This is a genomic window from Curtobacterium sp. LFS079 (assembly GCF_047977865.1).
Taxonomy (GTDB): domain Bacteria; phylum Actinomycetota; class Actinomycetes; order Actinomycetales; family Micrococcaceae; genus Arthrobacter.
On record NZ_JBFPFO010000001.1, the window covers coordinates 641,693 to 662,312 of the forward strand.

The following is a 20,620-nucleotide window of genomic DNA, read 5'->3' on the forward strand; positions in this document are numbered from 1 at the left end:
AGAGAATAATGTCACGTATTGGACGTCTCCCCATCACCGTTCCCGCCGGCGTCGATGTCAAGGTTGATGGCTCGGTCATCAGCGTCAAGGGCGCCAAGGGCGAGCTGAGCCACACTGTTGCCAGCCCGATCGAGGTCACCCTGGACGAAGGAACCCTGACGGTTACCCGCCCGAACGACGAGCGGGCCTCGCGTTCGCTGCACGGCCTGACCCGTACCCTCATCGCCAACATGATCGAGGGTGTCACCAAGGGCTACGAGAAGAAGCTTGAGATCGTCGGTACCGGTTACCGCGTCCAGGCCAAGGGCTCCGACCTCGAGTTCGCTCTGGGTTACAGCCACCCGGTCAACGTTTCCGCTCCGGAAGGCATCACCTTCACCGTGGAAAACCCGACCAAGTTCTCGGTCGCCGGTATCTCCAAGCAGCAGGTCGGCGAGGTTGCTGCCAACATTCGCAAGCTGCGCAAGCCCGACCCCTACAAGGGCAAGGGTGTCCGTTACGCCGGCGAAGTCATCCGCCGCAAGGTCGGAAAGGCTGGTAAGTAAACCATGGCCATTGCAATTAACAAGAAGCGCACGAACAAGAGCAAGGCAGCTGCCCGCAGCCGCCGCCAGCTTCGTATCCGCAAGCGCATCACCGGCACGGCTGTCCGCCCCCGCCTGGTGGTCAACCGCTCCGCACGCCACGTATTCGTCCAGGTTGTCGATGACAGCAAGGGTGTCACCGTGGCCTACGCTTCCACCCTGGAAGCCGACCTGCGCGCGTTTGACGGCGACAAGACCGCCAAGGCCAAGCGCGTTGGTGAGCTCGTTGCAGAGCGCGCGAAGGCTGCAGGCATCGAAGCTGTTGTGTTCGACCGCGGTGGTAACAAGTACCACGGCCGCATCGCCGCCGTCGCTGACGGTGCACGCGAAGGTGGGCTGGCACTGTGACCGCTGAAAATAACGAAAAGGACATTCAGGTGACTGAAGCTGCAGCTGCTGAGGCAACTGAGACCGCTGCTGCCACCGACGACCGCCGCGGCGGACGTCGCGGCGGCGAGCGTGGCGACCGTGGCCAGGGCCGCGGCGACCGTGGTGGCCGTGGTGGCCGCGACGGCGGTCGTGAGGCCGAGAAGAGCCAGTTCGTAGAGCGCGTTGTGACCATCAACCGTGTCGCCAAGGTCGTCAAGGGTGGTCGTCGCTTCAGCTTCACCGCCCTCGTCGTTGTCGGTGACGGCAACGGTCTGGTCGGCGTCGGCTACGGCAAGGCCAAGGAAGTTCCCGCCGCCATCGCAAAGGGTGTCGAAGAGGCCAAGAAGTCCTTCTTCCGCGTCCCGCGCATCGGTAACAGCATCCCGCACCGCGTGCAGGGTGAGGCCGCAGCCGGCGTCGTCATGCTGCGTCCGGCTTCCCCGGGTACCGGTGTTATCGCCGGCGGTCCGGTCCGTGCAGTACTGGAGTGCGTCGGCATCCACGACGTCCTCTCCAAGTCGCTCGGTTCCTCCAACGCCATCAACATCGTTCACGCGACTGTTGACGCCCTGAAGCGACTGGAAGAGCCCGCTTCCGTGGCAGCCCGCCGTGGCCTGCCGCTGGACGAGGTTGCTCCGGCTGCCCTGGTGCGCGCCATCCAGAACCAGAAGGCAGGTGCCTAGTCATGGCTAAGAACCTGACTCCCTCCGACGCCAAGTTGGAGATCACCCAGATCAAGGGCGTCATCGGCGCCAAGCAGAACCAGCGCGAGACCCTGCGTTCCCTCGGCCTCAAGCGCATCGGACACACTGTTGTCCGTACCGCTGACGCCGTGACCGTGGGCATGCTCAACACGGTTCCGCACCTCGTGAATGTTGAGGAGGCGAAGTAATGGCTGAGAACAAGACCGCCGAGGCTGCTGAGAAGCAGCACGCGCTGAAGGTCCACCACCTGCGTCCCGCCCCGGGTGCCAAGACTGCCAAGACCCGTGTTGGTCGTGGTGAAGGCTCCAAGGGTAAGACCGCCGGTCGCGGTACCAAGGGTACGAAGGCCCGCTACCAGGTCAAGGCTGGCTTTGCCGGCGGCCAGCTGCCGCTGCACATGCGCCTGCCGAAGCTGCGCGGCTTCAAGAACCCGTTCCGGGTCGAGTTCCAGGTTGTGAACCTGGACAAGCTCAACGAGCTGTTCCCGGAAGGCGGCGCAGTAACCGTCGAGGCTCTGGTCGAGAAGGGTGCCGTTCGCAAGAACCAGCCCGTGAAGGTGCTGGGCACCGGTGACATCACCGTCAAGGTTGACGTCACCGCCCACGCTTTCTCCGCCAGCGCTGCGGAAAAGATCGCTGCAGCAGGCGGCACCACCACCGCTCTCTAAGGGACTGATCCCGAAGAAGCAGCGGGGTTCCACCCTGTTGTGAAGCAACTCCCGGTGTGCGGGGCTTCGGCCCGGCACACCGGGAGTTTTTTCATTTTCAAGGACTCCCGATTGTTCGCATGGCGCATACAACAGCTAGACTCGGGTGTTGGGTTTCATTGGGCCCACAGTTACCTTTGGATTTTTCTACTCAGGAGGACGCTTGCTTAGCGCATTCGGCCGGGCGTTTCGGACGCCTGATTTGCGACGCAAGCTGTTGTTCACGCTGGGAATCATCACAATCTTCCGCTTGGGTGCATTCATTCCCTCGCCTGGTGTGAGCTACCAGAATGTGCAGCAGTGTTTGCATGGCGGTCAGGCACAAGGGAGCCTGTACCAGCTCGTGAACCTGTTCAGCGGCGGCGCGCTGCTGCATGTATCCATCTTCGCGCTGGGCATCATGCCCTACATCACGTCAAGCATCATCGTGCAGCTGCTCCGCGTGGTGATCCCGCGGTTCCAGCAGCTGTACGAAGAAGGCGCTTCAGGCCAGTCGAAGCTGACGCAGTACACGCGCTACCTGACGATTGCGCTCGGCCTCCTGAACGCAACCACCCTGGTATCGCTCGCCCGTTCGGGCCAGCTCCTGCCGAACTGCCAGCTGCCGATCATCCCGGACAGCAGCATCATCGCCACAATCCTGATCGTCATCACGCTGACGGCCGGCACCGGCCTCATCATGTGGATGGGTGAACTGGTGACCGAAAAGGGTGTGGGCAACGGCATGTCCCTGCTGATCTTCACCTCCATCGCGGCGACCTTCCCCACCTCCCTGGGGGCCATCTGGACGTCCAAGGGCCCCGGCACTTTCTTCACGGTGCTCGTGATCGGCCTCGTGACCGTGGCGCTGGTTGTCTTCGTCGAGCAGTCCCAGCGCCGTGTCCCGGTGCAGTACGCCAAGCGCATGGTCGGCCGCCGCACGGTGGGCGGCACCAACACCTACATCCCGATCAAGGTGAACATGGCCGGCGTCGTGCCCGTCATCTTCGCTTCCTCCATGCTCTACCTGCCCGGACTGATTGCGCAGTTCAACCAGCCGAAGGCGGGGGAGCAGATGGCTCCATGGGTCGAGTGGATCAACAACAACCTGACCCGCGGTGACCACCCCATCTACATGGCGCTCTACTTTGCCATGATCGTGTTCTTCACCTACTTCTACGTCGCGATCACCTTCAACCCTGAAGAGGTCTCGGACAACATGAAGAAGTACGGCGGGTTCATTCCGGGCATCCGGGCGGGTAAACCGACCGCGGACTACCTGCAGTACGTGCTTTCCAGGATCACCCTTCCCGGAGCCTTCTACCTCGGCTTCGTGGCTTTGATCCCGCTGATCGCCCTGGTCCTGATCGGCGCCAACCAGAACTTCCCGTTCGGTGGCACCTCGATCCTGATCATGGTGGGCGTCGGCCTGGAAACCGTCAAGCAGATTGATGCGCAGCTACAACAACGTCACTACGAAGGGCTTTTGCGATGACGAGAATGCTGATCATTGGACCTCCGGGTTCGGGCAAGGGTACCCAGGCCGACCGGATCTCCGGGCGCCTGGGCGTAGTCGCCATCTCCACCGGCGACATCTTCCGTGCCAACGTCAAGGGCGAAACTCCCCTGGGCATCGAAGCCAAGAAGTACATGGACGCCGGCGACTTCGTTCCGGACGCGGTCACCAACAAGATGGTCCGCGACCGCCTGGGCGAGTCCGACGTCGAGAACGGCTTCCTGCTTGACGGCTACCCGCGCACCACGGCCCAGGTCGACTACCTCGACCAGATCCTCGCGGAAGGACAGCAGAAGCTCGACGTGGTGCTTCAGCTGACCGCCGACGACGAGGAACTCGTCCACCGCCTGCTGGGCCGCGCCAAGGAAACCGGCCGCTCGGACGACAACGAAGCCGTCATCCGCCACCGCCTGGACCTGTACCACGAGCAGACCGAAGCCGTGGTGGCCAAGTATGCCGAGCGCGGCATCCTGACCCAGGTGGACGGCATCGGCGAGATCGACGAGGTCACCGACCGCGTGCTGCTGGCCATCGAAGCTGCCAAGGCTGTCTGAACACGGCGCAACTGACGCTTCCTGAAAGGGTGCGTCCCGTACCATGAGTGCGGGATGCACCCTTTTTGTATTTCCCACGCCGCGGACTGGATATGGGGGAGCGGATGGCCGCTGCAGCGCAGGGACAGAGCCGGATCACCGGTGTAGAGGTCTACCTGCCGCCCGGGCGCCTGGACACGACCGCCGTCGAGCAACGCATCAGGCTCGAAAGCCGCGGCTTCAAGGTTCCGCGCGGCCTGATCGGCCGGGTGACCGGAATCCGCACGCGCAGCATCATGGCCGCATCGGAGCAGGCCTCGGACCTTGCCGTCAACGCGGCGGCCAAAGTCCTCGCCGAGCGGGGCCTGGAGCCCCGCGACGTGGACCTGCTGATTTTTGCCTCGGCCAGCCAGGACATGGTTGAACCGGCCACCGCGCATATGGTCGCGGCGAAACTGGGCCTCCACTGCCCGGCGATGGACGTCAAGAACGCGTGCAACAGCTACCTGAACGGACTTGAGGTGGCCGATTCATTCGTCTCCACCGGACGCTACGGGAGGGTCCTCGTAGCGGGCGGGGAGTCGCCGTCGCGGGCTGTCCGCTGGGCGGTGCAAGACTTCGGGACGTTCGCAGCGTCCTTCCCGGGATACACCATGAGCGACGGCGGGTACGCCGCCCTGATTGAGCCCTCGGACGGTTCAGGGGCCGGCATCCTGGGCATGGGCTTCTCCGCGAAGAGCACACACTGGTCGGTGGGCACACTTGCCGGGGGAGGCTCGGCCTACCCTCGGGACCCGGAAGCGACGTACTTCTCGATGGACGGGGAGAAACTCAAGGATGCCTTCCTGGACCTCGGCAGCGGCATCCTGCATTCGACCCTCGAACGACTGGGATTGACCTGGCAGGATTTCGCGGTTGTCTGCGTGCACCAGGTCAGCGCACCCTACCGGGAAGTCTTTGCCCGTGGTGCAGGTGTGCCCTGGGACCTGCTGGTCCCCACGGTAGAGGACTACGGGAACCTCGCCTCCGTGACACTGCCTTTGCAGTTGAAGCTTGCGCTGGACAGCGGGCGTTGTGGTCCGGGGGACCTGGTGGCCTTGGTGGGCCTGGCCGGCGGCGTCAGCCTGGGCATGGCCGTGGTGCGGCTATGAGCGGCGGCCCTTCCACGGCAGCAGGCCTGTCAAGCACGACGGCGACCCGGGCCCTCAGCATCGCGGTGCCGGCGCTTAACGAGGAGAAGCTGATCCGGCATACCCTCGAATCGCTCGCTGTCCAGCAGCACAAGGATTTCACCGTGGTCGTGGTGGACAACGGTTCCACGGACGGCACTGGCGGAATAGTGGCCGGCTTCGCGGCGGAGCACCCGGAGATGGACATCCGGCTGATCCACGAAAGCCGGAAAGGCACCGGGGCCGCGGCTGATACGGGCATGCGCTTCGGCGCCGGGCACGGGGCCACGTGGCTGGCCCGCACGGATGCGGACTGCCTGGCCGCCCCCGACTGGACCGCGCGGATTTTGGCGGCGTTCGACGACGGCTTGGAACTGGTGGCAGGCCAGCTGCTGCCCCGGGAGGACGAGGGAATGACCGCCACCGAGCGACGCATGATGCTGCTGGCCGTTGAGGTGGCTTCCTTCTTCGGCCGGATCCGGCCCGGAAACAAGGGCGAGGGCTACCTGGGGCCGTACCTGATGCTGCCCGGTTGCAATATGGCGATCACGGCAGACATGTACCGCCGCTCGGGCGGCTTCCCGCGGACCAGGATCGAGGAGCTCCACGAGGACAGGGCTTTGTCCAACCGGGTCCGCAGGCTCACCCGGGACTACGCGCTGCGCCGCGACGTGGTGGTCTACGGCTCCTCCCGGCGGGTGAAAGCCTGGGGATTGGGAAACACCCTCGCCTGGTACGCAGACCACCGGTACAAGCCCGAGGTGGTGGACATCCGGTGACTTCCCTTGACCACCTGGAACTGCGGCACAGGCAGCGGGAGCACAGGCAATTGGAGCGCTGGGAGCGGCGCGTTCACCTGGGCGCCCATCCGGTGCTGTACCCCCTGATCCGCGGACTCGGCTACCGGCGCCCGGTGCAGCGGATCCCCGGGCTCGGGATCCTGGTCAGCGAAGCGGGGCTCCTGCGTGAAGTCCTGATGGACAATGAGCGCTTCGTCAAGCAGGGACCGTCCGCGTCCGGCGGCCTGTGGACCCCGGTGGTGGGCCCCAAGGCCCTGCTCAACATGGACGGCGCCGCGCACCTGGAAATGCGCCGCCGCCTCGGCGGGGTGTTCACGGCCCGTTCCGTGGCAGGCATCGTGGAGCCCGCCGCGGCAAGGCTCCGGGAACAGCTGGCACGCGAGCTGCCGGCAGGCCGGCGAGTAGACCTCGTCGGGGCGGTCAAGGAGCTGTCGGGCGGTGTGATCGCCAGGATCCTGGGCCTCGCGGAGGACGCTCCGGGCCGCCTGCCGGACAGGGAACTGTTCGACCTCGGCTCCTCCATCACCTCGCTGGTCCGGCTGGGCCGCCACGAACTGACGCCGGCGCAGGCCGCCAGGGCGCGTTCCGCCGTCGAGCGCCTGGCCGGACCCGCCCGCACGGCCTACCGCAACGGTCTGCCGGAAACTTTTCCCGGGCGTTTGCGGGAGCTGGGCATGAGCGAACAGGAAGCCGTGGGGGTGGTCAGTGCGTTCGTGATCGTCGGGACCGAGACCCTGGTGTCCTTCATCCCGCGGATTGTCGCGCTGCTGGCCGACGCCGGGAGCTTGCCCGCGCTGGCAGCGGACCGTGCCGCGTTGCCCGCCGCAGTCAACGAGGGCCTCCGCTTCACGGTGCCCTCGCCGATGATGCTGCGCGACGCCGTCGCCGCCGGGACGCTGGGCGGGGTGCGGTTCCGGGCGGGGGACCGGCTGCTGCTGTCCACCGTCCATGCAGCCAAGAGCCTGGGCGGTTTCGACCCGGAGCGGACCGTCCCGCCGCACGCCCGGCAGCTATGGTTCGGCGCCGGCCCGCACTTCTGTATCGGCATGCCGCTGGCCATGGCGCAGATCAACTCCACGCTGGAGAGCCTGCTGGACCTCTACGCCCGGCAGCCGTGGCGGATCGTGTCCCGGCGCGTCAAACGGCGGGTGCTCATCCCCGGATACGAGACCATGGAGCTGGCCAATGACCGATGACTGCACGGACCTGATCGCCGGGGTTTACGAATCCGCCCGGCGCTGGCCGGAGCGTCCCGCCATCACGGCACCGGGCAGGAGAACCCGGCTGCGGAAGGCCCCGGCCCCCGGGCGCACCATCAGCTACGCCGCCCTCGTGGAAGGGATCGAGTCCACTGCCCGCGCGCTGCGCGCCGAGGGCTTCGGCCTTGGAGAGCGGATGCTGTTCTCGGTGCGGCCGGGGCCGGATGCGTTTGTCCTGGCGCTGGGTGCGGTCAGGGCAGGCGGCTCAATTGTCTTTATCGATCCGGGGATCGGCCCGGCCTTGTTCAAGGACCGCGCGGATCTCGCGGCGCCACGCTGGGCAGCCGCCGAATCGTTGTTGTACGCGTTGAGTGCCAAAGGTCCGCTGCGCCCGATCGCCCGTCGCCGCGGGCTGCTGCTCCCCGACTACGCCGCCATGAACGTGCGCCACTTCTACTCCGGACCGTGGCTCCCGGGGGTGCCGCGCGGGGCACGCCCGGTCAAGTCGCTTGCAGGCGCGGGAGCGGGCGCAAACATGTCGGCGGGCATTTCGGCGGGTGCCGTGAAGCTGCCCGGATCCGCACCGGAGCAGGAGGCGGTGACCATCTTCACCTCGGGGACCACCGGCCACCCGAAGGGCGTGGTCCACACCCGCGGATCGCTCGCGGCGGGCTTTGGTCAGCTGATGCAGCGCTGCACCTTCGACGCCGGGGACCGGATCCATTCGGAGCAGCTCATGATGGGCCTGCCGGCCCTGATCGCCGGGGCGCACTGGACCATGCCCGCCTACGGCTTGTCCGCCCATATCGACCCACTGCGGCTGGCCGCCGAGCTGGGCCCGGTTTCCGGGAAGTACGACGGCGCCACGCACCTTTTCCTGGTGCCGGCCCAGCTGGCGCCCATCCTGGACGCCGTGGAGGCCGGCGCGGTGACGCTTCCGGAAACGCTGCGGACTGTGATGCTCGGCGCGGCGCCGGTCCTGGCACCGTTCCTGGAACGGGCGATGCGGGTGCTGCCCGGCGTCGGCTTCAAGCTCATTTACGGCATGACCGAACTGCTGCCGATCGCGATTGCCGACGGTGCGGAAAAGCTCGCCTTCGCGTCCGGCGCGGAGGCGGAGCTGAAGGCGCCGGACGGAACCGGCGAAGGCGACTTGCTGGGTGCACCCTTGCCGGCAGTGCGGATCAGGGTGGCGGAGGACCACGAACTGCTGGCCAGCGGGCCGAACATGTGCCGCGGCTACCTCGGACAGCCGGACATGTCCGAGCACGCTACCGGAGACCTGGTCCGCTTGGACCGTGGCGGCCCGGACGGCAGGCCCCGGCTGGTGATGATCGGACGCAAGAAGGACATGATCATCCGCGGCAAGACCAACATCTACCCGGCGCTGTACGAGCCGCTCATCGCAAACGTCCGCGGCGTGGCGCAGGCCGCCATGGTGGGTGTGCCGGACGGATGCGGCGACGAGGCCGTGTGGCTGGCGATCGTGCCGGCGTCCGGGGAAGAGCCTGCGAAGGTGAAGGCACGGCTGGCCCGCGAACTGCCCCGGCTGATCGATGGGTCCGCACTGCCGGACCGGATCGAAACCATGCAGGAACTTCCCGTGGGCGGCAGGCACCGCAAGACCGACCGGGCAAAGCTGCGGGAGGACTTCGCAGCCGCCGCCGCAGCCGCCGTCGCCGGTTCCGGGCGGGTGGCCACGGCTGAGCAAGCAGGAGATCGCGCATGAGGATCGCAGTCACTGGAGCCGGCGGGTTCATCGGCGGCACCATCGCGGACGCAGCAGAAGCCCGCGGCTGGGAGGTGGTCCGTTTCGGCCGGCGGCCGGCACCCGGGATCCTCGCCTGGGACCTCGCCGGTCCGCCGCCCGCGCGCCCGCCGGCGGTGGACGCCGTCGTGCATGCCGGGGCCCATGTGGCGGACTGGGGACCGGCGCGGCTGTTCCACAGCGTCAACGTCCTGGGCACGCGCGCCGTCGCGGAGGCCTTTCCGGGCACCCGGCTGGTGCACATTTCCAGCTCCAGCGTCTACCCCTGGTGGGAGCCCTGCATCGACCGGGCCGAGGAGGAAGTCGCTGCGCGGCACCTGGGCGCCTATGGCCGCAGCAAGGCGCTCGCCGACGTCGAGGCCCGGCGCCATCCGAATGCCCTGGTACTGCGCCCGCACGCCGTGTACGGGCCGGGCGACCGGACCCTGCTGCCGCGGCTGTTGTCCAACATCCGCCGCGGCACGCTGCTGAGCGTGGGCCATTCCGGGATCCTGCACCAGCTGACGCACATCGGCAACCTGACGGTGGCGGCGCTCGCAGCCTGCACGTCCGGCGTGCGCGGCGCCGTGAACGTGGCCGACGCCGCCCCGGTGCCGCTCGGCGCCGTGCTGCGTTCCGTCCTGGACGCCACCGGCCGCGGCGAGGTTGCCGTGAGGTACGTTCCGTGTCCGCTGGCCATGGCCCTGGCCGGGGTATCCGAGGCAGCCGCAGCTGCTACGGCCCGGCCGCCGCGGCTCACCCGCTACGCCGTCAGTCAGCTCGGAATGCAGCGGAGCTACCGCCTGGACCGGCTCCGCGGAGAGCTCGGAGTGGAGCCGATTTCGACCACGCTCGCCGATGCGGGAAAATGGATGGCAGAGCCAAGGCACGTGCGCCCTGCATGAGCCATTGAGAGCAACCCCCGAGGAGACCATGGCGTTCGGCCAGCCCCGTATCGAATACAAGTCCAACCAGCAGATGCGCAAGATGCACGAGGCCGGGCTGGTGCTCAGCCGTGCCCTCGACGCCGCAGTGGCCGCCGCCAAGCCCGGCGTCAGCACCCGGGAGTTGGACGCGGTGTTCGCCGCTGTGCTCAACGATGCCGGCGCCAAGTCCAACTTCCTCGGCTACCACGGCTTCCCGGCCACCATCTGCACCTCCATCAACGAGGAAGTGGTCCACGGCATCCCGGGCGACCGCGTGCTGCAGGACGGCGACATCATCTCGATCGACGGCGGCGCGATCGTGGACGGCTGGCACTCCGACTCGGCCCGCACCGTGATCGTGGGCACCGCCGACCCCGAAGACCAGCGCCTCTCCGATGTCACCGAGGAAGCCATGTGGCGGGGCATCGCGGCCTTGGCCAAGGGCAAGTTCGTGGGCGACATCGGCAACGCCATTGATGACTTCGTCTCCGCCGTCCCCGGCAAGCCGCTGGGCATCCTGGAGGACTACGTGGGCCACGGGATCGGTTCCGAGATGCACATGGCGCCGGACGTGCTGAACTACCGCACCAGCCACCGCGGGCCGAAGATCCGCCCCGGCCTGTGCCTGGCGATCGAGCCGATGCTGGTCCGCGGCGGAATCGAGACCGTCACCCTCGAGGACGACTGGACCGTGGTCACCACCGACGGCCAACGTTCCTGCCAGTGGGAGCACTCCGTAGCCGTGCACGAAAAGGGGATCTGGGTCCTGTCCGCGCCCGACGGCGGTGCGGAGCGCCTGGCGCAGTTCGGCGTCACCCCGGTGCCGATCCCGGCCTGAGCCTTCCGGGCTGAACCAACCAGACAACTTCGGCGAGGTGCCCCCGCGGGGGCACCTCGCCGTCGCGGTTCTTCGGCTTCCGTGAGCGGACGGTCGAACAGCCGGTCATGCCACAGCGAGCCGGTTATCCCTCAGCGAGGGGGGTTTCCGGATCTTCCAACTCTTCAACGAGCTTCGTAAGGCGAATGGCGACCAGTTTGCGCAGTTCCTCCCTTGCAGCGTCGCACTCCGCTTCGGGCGAATTCGCCAAGCGCGTGCGGAGAGCGGCCAGCATCTCATCGTTCGTCAGTCCAGTTGCGCTGATGAGGAAGACATGGCCGAATTTTGTTTCGTAGGCGTCCTGGGCCTCGTTCAGAGCCTGAAGGGCTTCGTCGTCCCTGTCCATGCGGGCGGATTCCTGCCTGGCCCACCGCAGCCGCCGACCGGTGAAGCCGTCGTGCCGGGACCCCAGTCGCCTCAACCCGACGTGGGAGGCGACCACGTTGGCGTCACTCAGGGCTGTGACGGATGAGCGCGCCTTTTCGATCAGGTCTTCGAAGTCACTGAACGGCCGTTGACGGTCGACGTCGATTGCCCAGTCTTCCACGGGAAGGTGGCACAATTCGGGCATCACTTTGATGAACTCGTCCCGGGGGAGGTCGTTGAGCCGTTTGACTCCGTGCATTTCAACAGAGGTGTTCAAGACAGTTTCCTTTCGTTTCTGCAGGGCCTCAGCGGAGCGGGAAGCTTGGCGGCAGGAGTTCTTCCGCGGACCGGCGGGCGTGGTCCGAGACGCTCAGCGACGCGATGTAAAGCTCCAGGAATTCCTGGGCCCGCTCGCGGTAGTCTCCGGTGTCCACTGTGACGATCCCGCCGCCGTCGACCACGGTGCGTCCGGCCACCACCACGCGGGTGATGTCCCGGCCGTCCGCGTTCATCACCATGGTGCGGATTGGATCGCCGTATGGGCCGATGTGCTGCCCGGTGAGGTCAAGCACGAAGTAGTCAGCCTGTGCCCCGGGGGCGAGGCGGCCGAGGTCCGGGCGGCCCAGTGCTTCGGCCGGGTCCAGGGTGGCGGAGCGGAAGAGGTCCTCGGCGCGCGCACTGGTGCGGCTGCCGGTGGCGGCCTTGGTCATGCCCATGGCGAGGTCCATGGCCCGGATCATGTTCGGCGGCGCAGAGTCTGTGCCCAGCACAATCCGGATGCCCCGCTCGCGGTAGGAATCGTAGTTGTCCAGCGGGCTGCCGTAATGGGCGCTGGGGATGGGACAGAAGAGTACGGACGTTCCGGAATCGGCCAGCAGGGCGAGGTCGTCCCCTTCGCCCAGCGACCCGGGCATGTGGCGGTGCCCCGGGATGGTCCAGGCATGCGGGATGAAGGTCCGTTCGCCCAGGAAGCCAAGATCCGCCAGGTACGGCAGTGAACGCCTGCCCGTCCTGGCAACCATGATCTCGTTTTCGGAGAGTCCTTGGGCGGCATGCAGGCGCACCGGGACGTCCAGTTCGTCCGCTGCCTTGCGGGTGAGGCGCAGGGTCTGTTCGGTCTGGGTTTCGATCCGGGCGGGCAGCAGGGCGGTGCGGATCAGCCCGTTCGCCCGGCCTTCGTAGTCCTGCGCGAAGCGGATGGCATCTTCGAGGCCATCGAGACCGCGGCGCTCGTCTTCGTGGAGCAGCACGCGTGTGCCGTCGGTATATGGCACGGCTGTGCGGTAGCTGGGTCCGAGGTAGGCGCGGACGCCGAGGGCTTCAACGGCCTCGGCGGTGTCAGCCATGTCCTGGTAGTCCTCGCACCATTCGTGGTAGCTCTCCGAGGCGATGGGCATGAGCGTGGTGATGCCGTTGCGCACCAGCTGGGAGAGCGCGAACTCGCGGCGGAAGCGGGCCTGTTCGCGGGTGAAAACGGCGCCGTGGTCCTTGAGGTAGGACTCGGACCAGACCAGCCCGAGGCGGCTGGAGGCGTCGGGCCAGGAGTCGAAGATGGCGTGGTCAATGTCGGCCAGCGCGTTGAGGTCGATGAAGCCGGGGGAGACCACGGCCTGCCCGGCGTCTACCTCGACGTCCACTGGGCCGGTGTAGTTCCGGCCGACGAAGAGGATGGTCCCGTCCTCGTGGACCAGCTCGGCGTCGGGCAGGATGCAATGGTCGCCGTCGGCGTAGCCGATCACGAAGGCCGCCTTGATGCGTGTGATCATTTATTCTCCAAATCGTGTGCCTGGTTATCCAGGATGGATCCGGCCACCAGCATGGCGTCCTGTACGGAGCCGTCCCGGATGGCCTCGAAAAGGTCGTCGTGGTTGTCATGCCCGGCGTGAGCGGCACGGTCGAGACCGGCGGGGGAGGTCCAGGCGCCGTCGATGTTCGCAGCCAGGGAGCCGTAGATCCCGGCCAGGAGCTGGTTGTGCGCGGCGTCCACCACGGCGCGGTGGAAGTCGATGTCCGCCTCGCGGAACCCGTTGTCGTCCCGCGCCTCCGCAGCGGCACGACGGCGGTGGAGCGCGTCTTCGAGCTTGTCCAGGTCTGACTGGTCCCGCCGTTGGGCGGCGAGGGCGGCCGCCGGCACGTCAAGGCTGCGCCGGACCTCGACCGCCTCGAAGGGGTCCGCGTCCTGGAAGCCCTTGCGGAGGGCGATCTCCTGTTCATCGACGGCGGCGACATACGTCCCGTCGCCTTGCCGGGTCACGAGCAGGCCCGCGTGCACCAGCGCACGCAGGGCCTCGCGCAAAGGAGCGCGGCTCAGTCCCAAAGCCCTGCCCAGCTCGGGTTCGGGCGGGATCCGGTCGCCCAGACCCCATTCGCCCTGCCGAATCCGTTGGCGGATGTCGTCGATTGCCTCATCGACCACACTGCGCCGTCCGTTCACCGCCATGGTGCCCCCTCTGGTTCTTACGTCCACGAAGCGTCTCATACGGCTGCGTGAAAATCCACTCTTTCGTAAGACGTCTTACGAGTGTATCTTGTTCGCTATGGCCCAGATCACAGAACAATTTCCTGGCTCGAGGTCTCCCGATGACAGGGAATTTCCCGCCGTCCGACTCGGCATCCAATTCACCCGCTACCCCGGAATGGAGCAGCTGCCGCTGCTTGCCTCGCTCCGCCAGGCCGTGGAGGACGGCTTCACCCTCCTGGTCCTCAACAACATCGCCGCGGAACTCTCGGGCGAAGTGGCGGACAGCCTGGACGAGGTGGCAGCGGAAGCCCGGCGCGCCGGCGTCGAACTTCAACTGGGACTGGGCTGCGCGGGTCCGGCCGGTGAACCGGCCGCCGTCCGCCGGGAACTGCACAGCGCCCTGGCGCGGGGGCTGGAGCTCGGCATCACGGAGTTCTTCGTCTACACCCGTTCCGTGCGGGAAGGCCTGGTGGAGCACGGACGCTTCCTGGACCATCCCGCACAGCTCCGCGTGGTCCGGGCAAACCTTGAATCCCTTGCCGCGAAAGCCAGGGACACCGGGGTCCGGATCAACGTCAAGACGCACGAGGACCTCGCCTCGGCCGAGGTGCTGTCCCTGGTGCACGGCCTCGACCCTGCAGTCTTCAGCATCGGGCTCGATGTGGCCAACCTCGTGGTCCGGGGCGAAGATCCACTCGCCGTGGCCGCGGCACTGGGCCCCTCCACCCGCATGACCCATCTGGAGGACCTGGTCCTCTTCGCGGTGCCGCAGGGCTACCGGCGCCGGCTGCGCGCCCTCGGCGAAGGCGTCCTCGACTGGGACCTACTCCTGGCCGGCCTGCTGGCCTCCGGGGTGCGCGACTTCACCCTCGAACAGCACCGCGGAAAGTTCGACACACCCGTTTTCGACCGCTCATGGTTCCGTCACGAAGCCCACCTCGACGCCCCGGAGATCGGCCAGCTGGCCCGGCTCGGGGCCCTGACTCACGACGGCGTGGCGCGCGGGGAAATCCCGCCCCTCACCGGCTGGGACGACGACCCCGCCCCGGCCGAACGCCGTCGCCAACTGCTCCACAGCGCCGCAACACTGCGGCGGATCCTCACATCGATCGGCGCCGGCATTGCCGCTCCGGCAACGATCCTCTCCGGAGAGGAAGGACTCTCATGACAGCAATAGCTGCCCCGCAGGCCGTTGTCCCGGCCAGGCGCCGGCCTTTCAGAAGCTTCCTTAAACGCGACCGGAAGCTCACCCTCGCCCTGTCCCTGCTGGCCGCCCTGGTGGTGCTGACGCTGCTCGGCCCGCTGTTCTGGCGCGTCCAGCCCGAAGCCATCAACCTTGGCGCGGTACTCCAGACGCCGAGCTTCGGGCACCCGATGGGCACGGACGACACGGGCCGCGACGTGCTGTCCCGGTTCCTTGCCGGCGGACAGACCTCGATCCTGGCCGGCCTGACCATTGCGCTGATCGGGGCCATCGTGGGCTGTGTGGCCGCCCTGCTGGCCGGCTCCATGCGCGGCTGGGTGGACACCCTCTTCACCTGGCTGACCAACTCGATCCTGTGCTTCCCTGCGATCCTGCTCGCCATGGCCATCGCCATGGCGCTCAAGCCAGGCGTTACGGCGGCGGTGATCGGCCTCTCGCTGCACTCCTTCCCCTGGTACATGAGGACACTCCGCGGCGAAGTGATGCGGCTGTACGGCCAGGACTTCATCCGCTCCACCATGGCGATCGGCGCCCGCCCTGCCCGGGTCCTGTTCCGGCACGTGCTCCCGCACCTGGTGCCGATCATGATCCTGCAGATGGCGGCCGTGTTCGGCGCCGCCGTGTTGTCCCTGGCCGCCCTCGGGTACCTCGGACTGGGAGCCCAGCCGCCCACCGCCGAATGGGGCGAAATGATCACCGAAGGCCAGCAGTTCTTCCTGACCGGGCAATGGTGGATCGCCGGCTTCCCGGGCCTTGGACTGCTCACCGCCGTCACCTTGACCACCGTCATCGCGGACCGGGCCCGGGAAGTCCTGGACCCCCGCGGCGAATTCATCCAGGCGAAGTGAGGATCGCGATGACCAGCACCATTCTCAAACGCCTCGGCGTGGCCCTGGCCACCGTCTTCGGGGCATCGATCTTCACCTTCGTACTGCTCCGCAAAGTCCCCGGCGACCCGGCACGGGCCATCGCCGGCGACACCGCAACCGAGGAAACCATCGCCGCCCTGCGCAAGTCCATGGGGCTGGATGACAACCTCCTGGTCCAGTACGGCAACTACATGGGTTCCCTGCTCCGTGGCGACTTCGGTTTCTCGTACAGCACCGGAAACAGCGTGGGAACCCTCCTGGGGCAGCGGCTTCCCGCGACCCTTGAACTGGGGCTGCTGTCCGTGATCATCGCGATCGTGGCCGCTGTGCTTGCCGCAAGCTTCGCGGTTTATTCACGACGCCGGTGGCCGGACCAGGCCGTCCGCTTCGCCTCTTCGCTGGCCATGGGTTCGCCGCCGTTCTGGATCGCGTTGCTGGCCCTGATGGTCTTCTCCATCCAGCTCGGCGTCTTTCCGGGACCGGAGGGCCGGCTGTCACCCGGGATGCATAAGCCGCCGAACGTCACCGGGATGTTCACCGTGGACTCCCTCCTGGCCGGCCAATGGGGCACTTTCGCGAACGCGTGGTGGCACCTGCTCCTGCCGGCGACCATCGTGGCACTGGGCCCCTTCGCCTTCCTCAGCAGGCTTTACCGCAACCAGCTGCGGGGCACCCTCAGGGAAACCTTCGTAGCCGTCGCCCAGAGCCATGGCCTGCGCCGGTTCCCGGTTTACAACCGGCACGTGGCACCGCATGGGCTGCTGTCCCTGCTGCCGGCCGCCTCCCTCCTCTTCGCCGACCTCCTCGCCGGAAGCCTGCTGGTGGAGAAGGTGTTCGGTTGGCCCGGCATTGGTTCCATGACTGCCGACGCCATCATCCAGAAGGACTTCGCGGTGGTCCAGGCCGTGCTCCTGCTGGCGGCCGTCCTCTACGTGGTGGTCAGCCTCCTGGCCGACCTCCTCATGACCGCAGCCGATCCCCGCACCCGAGTAGGAGCACGCTGATGCAAAGCAACGCACTCTCCCTTCCCGCACCCCGAGTAGCGGGCGACGGCGGCCCTGGCCCTGAGTCCGGAGGCCCTGTACTCAGCGTCCGCGGCCTGCGCACCGACTTCCTCACGGCGCTGGGAACCGTGCATGCCGTCCGTGACGTCTCCTTTGACCTGCGCAAGGGGCAGCGGCTGGCGATCGTGGGCGAATCCGGATCAGGAAAGTCCGCCATGGCCATGTCCCTGATGGGCCTTGTGCCCCCGCCGGGCCGCGTGGTTGGCGGCAGCGTCAAGCTCAACGGCAAGGAAATCGTCGGCCTGGACGACGCCGGGATCTCCAGGATCCGCGGCAAGGACATCGGACTGGTGTTCCAGGACCCCATGGCCGCACTGGATCCGTTGAAGACCATCGGCAGCCAGTTCGTCGAAACCATCCGGGTGCACCAGGACGTGTCCGTCAGGGCCGCACGGAAGCTGGCCTGCGATCTCCTCGGCGAGGTGGGCGTCAACGAGCCCGCCCGCCGGATCTCCGACTACCCGCACCAGTACTCGGGCGGCATGCGCCAACGCGTGCTGATCGCCATGGCCATCGCCAATGATCCTTCCGTGGTGGTCGCGGACGAGCCCACCACCGCACTGGACGTGACCACACAGGCACAGGTGCTGGACCTGCTGGCCAAGATCTGCGATGAACGCGGCAACGCCCTGGTGATGATCACCCACAACCTGGGCATCGTCGAAGAACTGTGCGACAGCGTCAACGTCATGTACGCCGGGCGCTTCGTCGAATGCACCAGCACCGAGGCGCTGTTCGCCTCGCCGGGCCACCCGTATTCGAAGGCCCTGCTGGACTGCGTCATCGACCCCGCCACCGCCCGGCGCGGTGCGCTGCCGGCCATCCCGGGTTCCCCGCCTGACCTCTCGGTGGATGAACCCGGATGCCCCTTTGCGCCACGCTGCCCGATCGGCCGGGACCAGGAACGCTGCGCGATCGAAAGGCCGGAGCCGCGCACCCTGTCCAATGGCGCCGTCGTCCGCTGCCATTTCGCTTACGACCCCCAGGGAGAGACAGCATGAGCATCGCAAGCGCCGCCCCGCTCCTGCGGGTGGAGAAGCTGAACAAGTCCTATGCCAAGGGCATCGGAAACCGGCACCGCACGCAGATCCTGCGCGATGTCTCCTTCGAACTGCGCCGCGGCCAGACCCTGGGCCTGGTGGGGGAGTCCGGCAGCGGCAAGTCCACCACCGCCGCCTGTGTGATGGGCCTGACCGGCGTGGACAGCGGGTTGATCGAGTTCGACGGCGTCGACCTCACCACCCTTTCCAAGCCTGAGATGCGCAGGATGCGCCGGCGGATCCAGATGGTCTTCCAGGACCCCAACGGCTCCCTCGACCCCCGCTTCACCGTGGCGGACCTCGTGGAGGAACCCCTCATCGTGCACGGCGTCACCGATCCGGCCGAACGTTCGCGCCGGGTCTCGGAGGTCCTGGACCGGGTGGGAATCAGCGTCAAGCAGGCCCAGCGCTACCCCTTCGCGTTCTCCGGCGGCCAGCGCCAGCGCATCGCGATCGCCCGGGCCCTTGTCCTGAACCCGGACCTTGTGGTGCTGGACGAACCCGTGAGCGCCCTGGATGTCTCCATCCAGGCGCAGGTCCTCAACCTCCTCAGCGACCTGCAGGACGAGCTCGGCCTGACCTACCTCTTCATCGTCCACGACCTCGCGGTGGCCCGGCTCATGAGCCACAACATCGCCGTCATGAACGCCGGGGAGATCGTGGAAGCGGGCACCTCCGCGGACGTCTTTGACAACACCACCCACCCGTACACCCGCGCGCTGCTGGATGCCGTGCCGGGTGCCCGCCGGCGGGCGAAGGCGCTCGCCCCGGCGGGCACGGCCGACGCCATGGAAGGAAAGTGACATGTTGACCCTCCCGAAATGGACGGCGCTAGGCAAGACGGCAGCCATGAAGCGGACGACGGCGGCGCTCGCCGCCGTGGGCCTGCTCGCCCTCGCCGGTTGTGCCCAGCCCGCGGCGCCTTCCGGCGCGGGCGCAAGGCCCTTCACCGTGAACTGGGCCGCGTCCCTGACCAACATCGACCCCGCATTCGTGTGCGCGGGCAACGAAAACAGCTTCGCGACCAACTTCTACGCCCGCCTGGTCCGGCTCGACGAAGCGCCCCAGCAGGATGGCACGCTCGTGGCCATCAACGAGCCCGAGCGGGTCAAGGGCGACCTGGCCACCTCGTGGAAGGTCTCCCCGGACGGGAAGTCCTACACCTTCTCCCTGCACCCCGGGGCGAAATTCGCCAACGGCAACCCGCTGGACGCCGAAGCAGTGCGGTACTCGATCATGCGCAACCTGACCATCGGCGGCTGCGGGGCCCTGGGCCTGCAGATCGGCCTGACGGATCCGCCGCTGATCAGCAACGTCGTCGTGGTGGACCCGCAGACTGTGCGCCTGGAGCTCTCCCGGGCCTACCCGGCCATCCTGGTGACCCTGGCCCAGAGCCGCGGCTCGATCTATGACCCGAAGGTCATCAAGGAGCACGGCGAGGATAAGAAGGGCGTGCCCAACCAGTGGCTGGCGTCGCACACTGCCGGCAGCAGCGGCCCCTACGTGCTGGACGAGTACGTGGCCAACAACTACGCCGTCCTTACCCGGAACCCGAACTACTACGGAGCACCGGCCAAGGAAGCACAGGTGCGGGTCAACTTCATCACCTCGATCCCCACGCTGATGCTGCAGGCCCGCCGCGGCGAAGCCGATGTGACGCTGGGCCTGCCGCCCTACGTGGTGCACCAGCTGAGCCAGGAGGACTGCTGCCGTGTCACCACGGCTCCGGCCTTCGCACCGGTGACAGTGTCCCTGGACAATTCCTCGGGCACCACGGCCAATCCGAAATTGCGGGAAGCACTCACCTACGCCGTGCCGTACGAGCAGATCAAGGCAAGCGTCGCCTACGGCTACGCGGACAGCTTCTATGGCCCCTTCGTTCCCGGCATCCCGGGCTTCGATGCCAAGCGTTCGGTACCCCGGCCCTTGGACCCGGACCGGGCACGGGAGCTGGTCAGGGAATCAGGGCTGAAGGATCCGCAGATCGACCTGATGATCAACCCCTCCTCGCCCGGCGTGTCCACGCTCGCGACCATCCTCAAGTCCTCCTGGGAGGACATCGGGGTGCGCGTGAACATCGACTCGCAGACCCCCACCGCCTTCGCCACCAGGTTCAATACGGGCAAGTACCAGTCGGCCCTGCTGTTTGAAACCGGCGGCGTGGTGGCCGCGTACGAGCTACGCAAGAAGATGACCTGCGGCAGCACCTTCAACAACCAGCACATCTGCATTCCCGGAACCCCCGAGCTCATGGACAAGCTCAACGCAGCCTCCGACCTGGATTCGCAGCTGCCGTACATCAACGCGCTGGTGGACGCGTGGCGGGCCAACTCGCCCACCATCATCCTCTACCGTGCCCAGTTCACGGCGGTGCTTTCGGGCTCGGTCAAGCACTTCGAGTACTCGCCGACATTCTCCTTCTATAACTGGGGGCGCTAGCGGCGCCCAGCCCGTGCGGGACCGGTCTGTCCGGCTCCCGCGCGGGCACCACAAGACATCCGGAACCA

Annotated in this window: 22 protein-coding genes; 19 read left to right on the forward strand and 3 right to left on the reverse strand. The window is 67.1% G+C overall.

Annotated features, from left to right (window positions below):
* The first annotated feature begins 8 nt into the window (after window positions 1-8).
* The 13 genes from rplF to map all read left to right on the forward strand — a co-directional run bounded on the left by rplF (window position 9) and on the right by map (window position 11,070).
* The gene (gene rplF / locus ACNQPB_RS02995) at window positions 9-545 is read left to right on the forward strand and encodes a 50S ribosomal protein L6 (RefSeq protein ID WP_498748955.1); all 537 of its coding nucleotides are present in this window, start codon (window positions 9-11) and stop codon (window positions 543-545) included.
* A gap of 3 nt (window positions 546-548) precedes the next feature.
* A complete protein-coding gene (rplR, locus tag ACNQPB_RS03000) occupies window positions 549-932 on the forward strand; it encodes a 50S ribosomal protein L18 (protein ID WP_498748957.1) in 384 nt (127 codons plus the stop codon).
* 29 nt (window positions 933-961) lie between these two features.
* Complete coding sequence (gene rpsE / locus ACNQPB_RS03005) at window positions 962-1,636, forward strand: 30S ribosomal protein S5 (protein ID WP_171906558.1); 675 nt, start codon at window positions 962-964, stop codon at window positions 1,634-1,636.
* Window positions 1,637-1,638: 2 nt separating this feature from the next.
* Entirely contained in the window at window positions 1,639-1,845 is a 207-nt protein-coding gene (gene rpmD / locus ACNQPB_RS03010; protein ID WP_115790334.1) for a 50S ribosomal protein L30, read from the forward strand.
* Window positions 1,845-2,324, forward strand: a complete 480-nt coding sequence (rplO, locus tag ACNQPB_RS03015) for a 50S ribosomal protein L15 (RefSeq protein WP_070350376.1) — start codon at window positions 1,845-1,847, stop codon at window positions 2,322-2,324. The genes rpmD and rplO overlap by 1 nt, the downstream gene beginning before the upstream one ends.
* A 202-nt stretch (window positions 2,325-2,526) precedes the next feature.
* Window positions 2,527-3,837, forward strand: coding sequence for a preprotein translocase subunit SecY (gene secY, locus ACNQPB_RS03020; RefSeq protein WP_498748959.1), 1,311 nt, complete (start codon window positions 2,527-2,529; stop codon window positions 3,835-3,837).
* 5 nt (window positions 3,838-3,842) lie between these two features.
* Window positions 3,843-4,412, forward strand: a complete 570-nt coding sequence (locus ACNQPB_RS03025) for an adenylate kinase (RefSeq protein ID WP_498749090.1) — start codon at window positions 3,843-3,845, stop codon at window positions 4,410-4,412.
* 104 nt (window positions 4,413-4,516) lie between these two features.
* On the forward strand, window positions 4,517-5,542 hold the full coding sequence (locus ACNQPB_RS03030) for a 3-oxoacyl-ACP synthase III family protein (protein ID WP_498748961.1): 1,026 nt from the start codon (window positions 4,517-4,519) through the stop codon (window positions 5,540-5,542).
* Window positions 5,539-6,339 (forward strand): glycosyltransferase family 2 protein, encoded by an 801-nt coding sequence (locus ACNQPB_RS03035; RefSeq protein ID WP_498748963.1) that lies wholly within the window; start codon window positions 5,539-5,541, stop codon window positions 6,337-6,339. Before ACNQPB_RS03030 ends, ACNQPB_RS03035 begins: the two co-directional genes overlap by 4 nt.
* Entirely contained in the window at window positions 6,336-7,556 is a 1,221-nt protein-coding gene (locus ACNQPB_RS03040) for a cytochrome P450 (RefSeq protein ID WP_498748964.1), read from the forward strand. Before ACNQPB_RS03035 ends, ACNQPB_RS03040 begins: the two co-directional genes overlap by 4 nt.
* Window positions 7,546-9,288: a class I adenylate-forming enzyme family protein gene (locus ACNQPB_RS03045; protein WP_498748966.1), complete on the forward strand. Its 1,743-nt coding sequence runs from the start codon at window positions 7,546-7,548 to the stop codon at window positions 9,286-9,288. Before ACNQPB_RS03040 ends, ACNQPB_RS03045 begins: the two co-directional genes overlap by 11 nt.
* Window positions 9,285-10,211, forward strand: a complete 927-nt coding sequence (locus tag ACNQPB_RS03050) for an NAD-dependent epimerase/dehydratase family protein (RefSeq protein ID WP_498748968.1) — start codon at window positions 9,285-9,287, stop codon at window positions 10,209-10,211. The genes ACNQPB_RS03045 and ACNQPB_RS03050 overlap by 4 nt, the downstream gene beginning before the upstream one ends.
* Before the next feature lie 28 nt (window positions 10,212-10,239).
* Complete coding sequence (gene map / locus ACNQPB_RS03055) at window positions 10,240-11,070, forward strand: type I methionyl aminopeptidase (protein ID WP_498749091.1); 831 nt, start codon at window positions 10,240-10,242, stop codon at window positions 11,068-11,070.
* 124 nt (window positions 11,071-11,194) lie between these two features.
* On the opposite strand, the gene ACNQPB_RS03060 is transcribed toward map, so the two are convergent.
* Genes ACNQPB_RS03060 through ACNQPB_RS03070 form a run of 3 tightly spaced genes read right to left on the reverse strand, consistent with a single transcriptional unit; the run spans window position 11,195 to window position 13,915 of the window.
* Window positions 11,195-11,752: a 2-oxo-4-hydroxy-4-carboxy-5-ureidoimidazoline decarboxylase gene (locus tag ACNQPB_RS03060; RefSeq protein ID WP_498748970.1), complete on the reverse strand. Its 558-nt coding sequence runs from the start codon at window positions 11,750-11,752 to the stop codon at window positions 11,195-11,197.
* 28 nt (window positions 11,753-11,780) lie between these two features.
* A complete protein-coding gene (locus ACNQPB_RS03065) occupies window positions 11,781-13,241 on the reverse strand; it encodes a chlorohydrolase family protein (protein WP_498748971.1) in 1,461 nt (486 codons plus the stop codon).
* Window positions 13,238-13,915: a FadR/GntR family transcriptional regulator gene (locus ACNQPB_RS03070; protein ID WP_498748973.1), complete on the reverse strand. Its 678-nt coding sequence runs from the start codon at window positions 13,913-13,915 to the stop codon at window positions 13,238-13,240. The genes ACNQPB_RS03065 and ACNQPB_RS03070 overlap by 4 nt, the downstream gene beginning before the upstream one ends.
* Before the next feature lie 97 nt (window positions 13,916-14,012).
* Between ACNQPB_RS03070 and ACNQPB_RS03075 the strand changes: the two genes are divergently transcribed.
* From ACNQPB_RS03075 to ACNQPB_RS03100, 6 genes are read left to right on the forward strand one after another with little or no spacing between them, the layout of a single operon-like run.
* Window positions 14,013-15,104 (forward strand): sugar phosphate isomerase/epimerase family protein, encoded by a 1,092-nt coding sequence (locus tag ACNQPB_RS03075; RefSeq protein WP_498748974.1) that lies wholly within the window; start codon window positions 14,013-14,015, stop codon window positions 15,102-15,104.
* Window positions 15,101-15,988, forward strand: coding sequence for an ABC transporter permease (locus tag ACNQPB_RS03080; RefSeq protein WP_498748976.1), 888 nt, complete (start codon window positions 15,101-15,103; stop codon window positions 15,986-15,988). The genes ACNQPB_RS03075 and ACNQPB_RS03080 overlap by 4 nt, the downstream gene beginning before the upstream one ends.
* Before the next feature lie 8 nt (window positions 15,989-15,996).
* The gene (locus ACNQPB_RS03085; RefSeq protein ID WP_498748978.1) at window positions 15,997-17,013 is read left to right on the forward strand and encodes an ABC transporter permease; all 1,017 of its coding nucleotides are present in this window, start codon (window positions 15,997-15,999) and stop codon (window positions 17,011-17,013) included.
* Entirely contained in the window at window positions 17,013-18,074 is a 1,062-nt protein-coding gene (locus tag ACNQPB_RS03090; protein ID WP_498748979.1) for an ABC transporter ATP-binding protein, read from the forward strand. The genes ACNQPB_RS03085 and ACNQPB_RS03090 overlap by 1 nt, the downstream gene beginning before the upstream one ends.
* Complete coding sequence (locus tag ACNQPB_RS03095; RefSeq protein ID WP_498748981.1) at window positions 18,071-18,916, forward strand: ATP-binding cassette domain-containing protein; 846 nt, start codon at window positions 18,071-18,073, stop codon at window positions 18,914-18,916. Before ACNQPB_RS03090 ends, ACNQPB_RS03095 begins: the two co-directional genes overlap by 4 nt.
* A 1-nt stretch (window position 18,917) precedes the next feature.
* Entirely contained in the window at window positions 18,918-20,552 is a 1,635-nt protein-coding gene (locus ACNQPB_RS03100; protein ID WP_498748982.1) for an ABC transporter substrate-binding protein, read from the forward strand.
* Window positions 20,553-20,620: the final 68 nt, after the last annotated feature.

What these genes read in the sequence shown, in the direction of transcription:
- rplF (WP_498748955.1), top strand. Translation starts at nt 9, where the DNA reads ATGTCACGTATTGGACGTCTCCCCATCACCGTTCCCGCCGGCGTCGAT.
- rplR (WP_498748957.1), top strand. Translation starts at nt 549, where the DNA reads ATGGCCATTGCAATTAACAAGAAGCGCACGAACAAGAGCAAGGCAGCT.
- rpmD (WP_115790334.1), top strand. Translation starts at nt 1,639, where the DNA reads ATGGCTAAGAACCTGACTCCCTCCGACGCCAAGTTGGAGATCACCCAG.
- rplO (WP_070350376.1), top strand. Translation starts at nt 1,845, where the DNA reads ATGGCTGAGAACAAGACCGCCGAGGCTGCTGAGAAGCAGCACGCGCTG.
- ACNQPB_RS03025 (WP_498749090.1), top strand. Translation starts at nt 3,843, where the DNA reads ATGCTGATCATTGGACCTCCGGGTTCGGGCAAGGGTACCCAGGCCGAC.
- ACNQPB_RS03030 (WP_498748961.1), top strand. Translation starts at nt 4,517, where the DNA reads ATGGCCGCTGCAGCGCAGGGACAGAGCCGGATCACCGGTGTAGAGGTC.
- ACNQPB_RS03035 (WP_498748963.1), top strand. Translation starts at nt 5,539, where the DNA reads ATGAGCGGCGGCCCTTCCACGGCAGCAGGCCTGTCAAGCACGACGGCG.
- ACNQPB_RS03045 (WP_498748966.1), top strand. Translation starts at nt 7,546, where the DNA reads ATGACCGATGACTGCACGGACCTGATCGCCGGGGTTTACGAATCCGCC.
- ACNQPB_RS03050 (WP_498748968.1), top strand. Translation starts at nt 9,285, where the DNA reads ATGAGGATCGCAGTCACTGGAGCCGGCGGGTTCATCGGCGGCACCATC.
- map (WP_498749091.1), top strand. Translation starts at nt 10,240, where the DNA reads ATGGCGTTCGGCCAGCCCCGTATCGAATACAAGTCCAACCAGCAGATG.
- ACNQPB_RS03065 (WP_498748971.1), bottom strand. Translation starts at nt 13,241, where the DNA reads ATGATCACACGCATCAAGGCGGCCTTCGTGATCGGCTACGCCGACGGC.
- ACNQPB_RS03070 (WP_498748973.1), bottom strand. Translation starts at nt 13,915, where the DNA reads ATGGCGGTGAACGGACGGCGCAGTGTGGTCGATGAGGCAATCGACGAC.
- ACNQPB_RS03075 (WP_498748974.1), top strand. Translation starts at nt 14,013, where the DNA reads ATGGCCCAGATCACAGAACAATTTCCTGGCTCGAGGTCTCCCGATGAC.
- ACNQPB_RS03080 (WP_498748976.1), top strand. Translation starts at nt 15,101, where the DNA reads ATGACAGCAATAGCTGCCCCGCAGGCCGTTGTCCCGGCCAGGCGCCGG.
- ACNQPB_RS03085 (WP_498748978.1), top strand. Translation starts at nt 15,997, where the DNA reads ATGACCAGCACCATTCTCAAACGCCTCGGCGTGGCCCTGGCCACCGTC.
- ACNQPB_RS03090 (WP_498748979.1), top strand. Translation starts at nt 17,013, where the DNA reads ATGCAAAGCAACGCACTCTCCCTTCCCGCACCCCGAGTAGCGGGCGAC.
- ACNQPB_RS03095 (WP_498748981.1), top strand. Translation starts at nt 18,071, where the DNA reads ATGAGCATCGCAAGCGCCGCCCCGCTCCTGCGGGTGGAGAAGCTGAAC.
- ACNQPB_RS03100 (WP_498748982.1), top strand. Translation starts at nt 18,918, where the DNA reads ATGTTGACCCTCCCGAAATGGACGGCGCTAGGCAAGACGGCAGCCATG.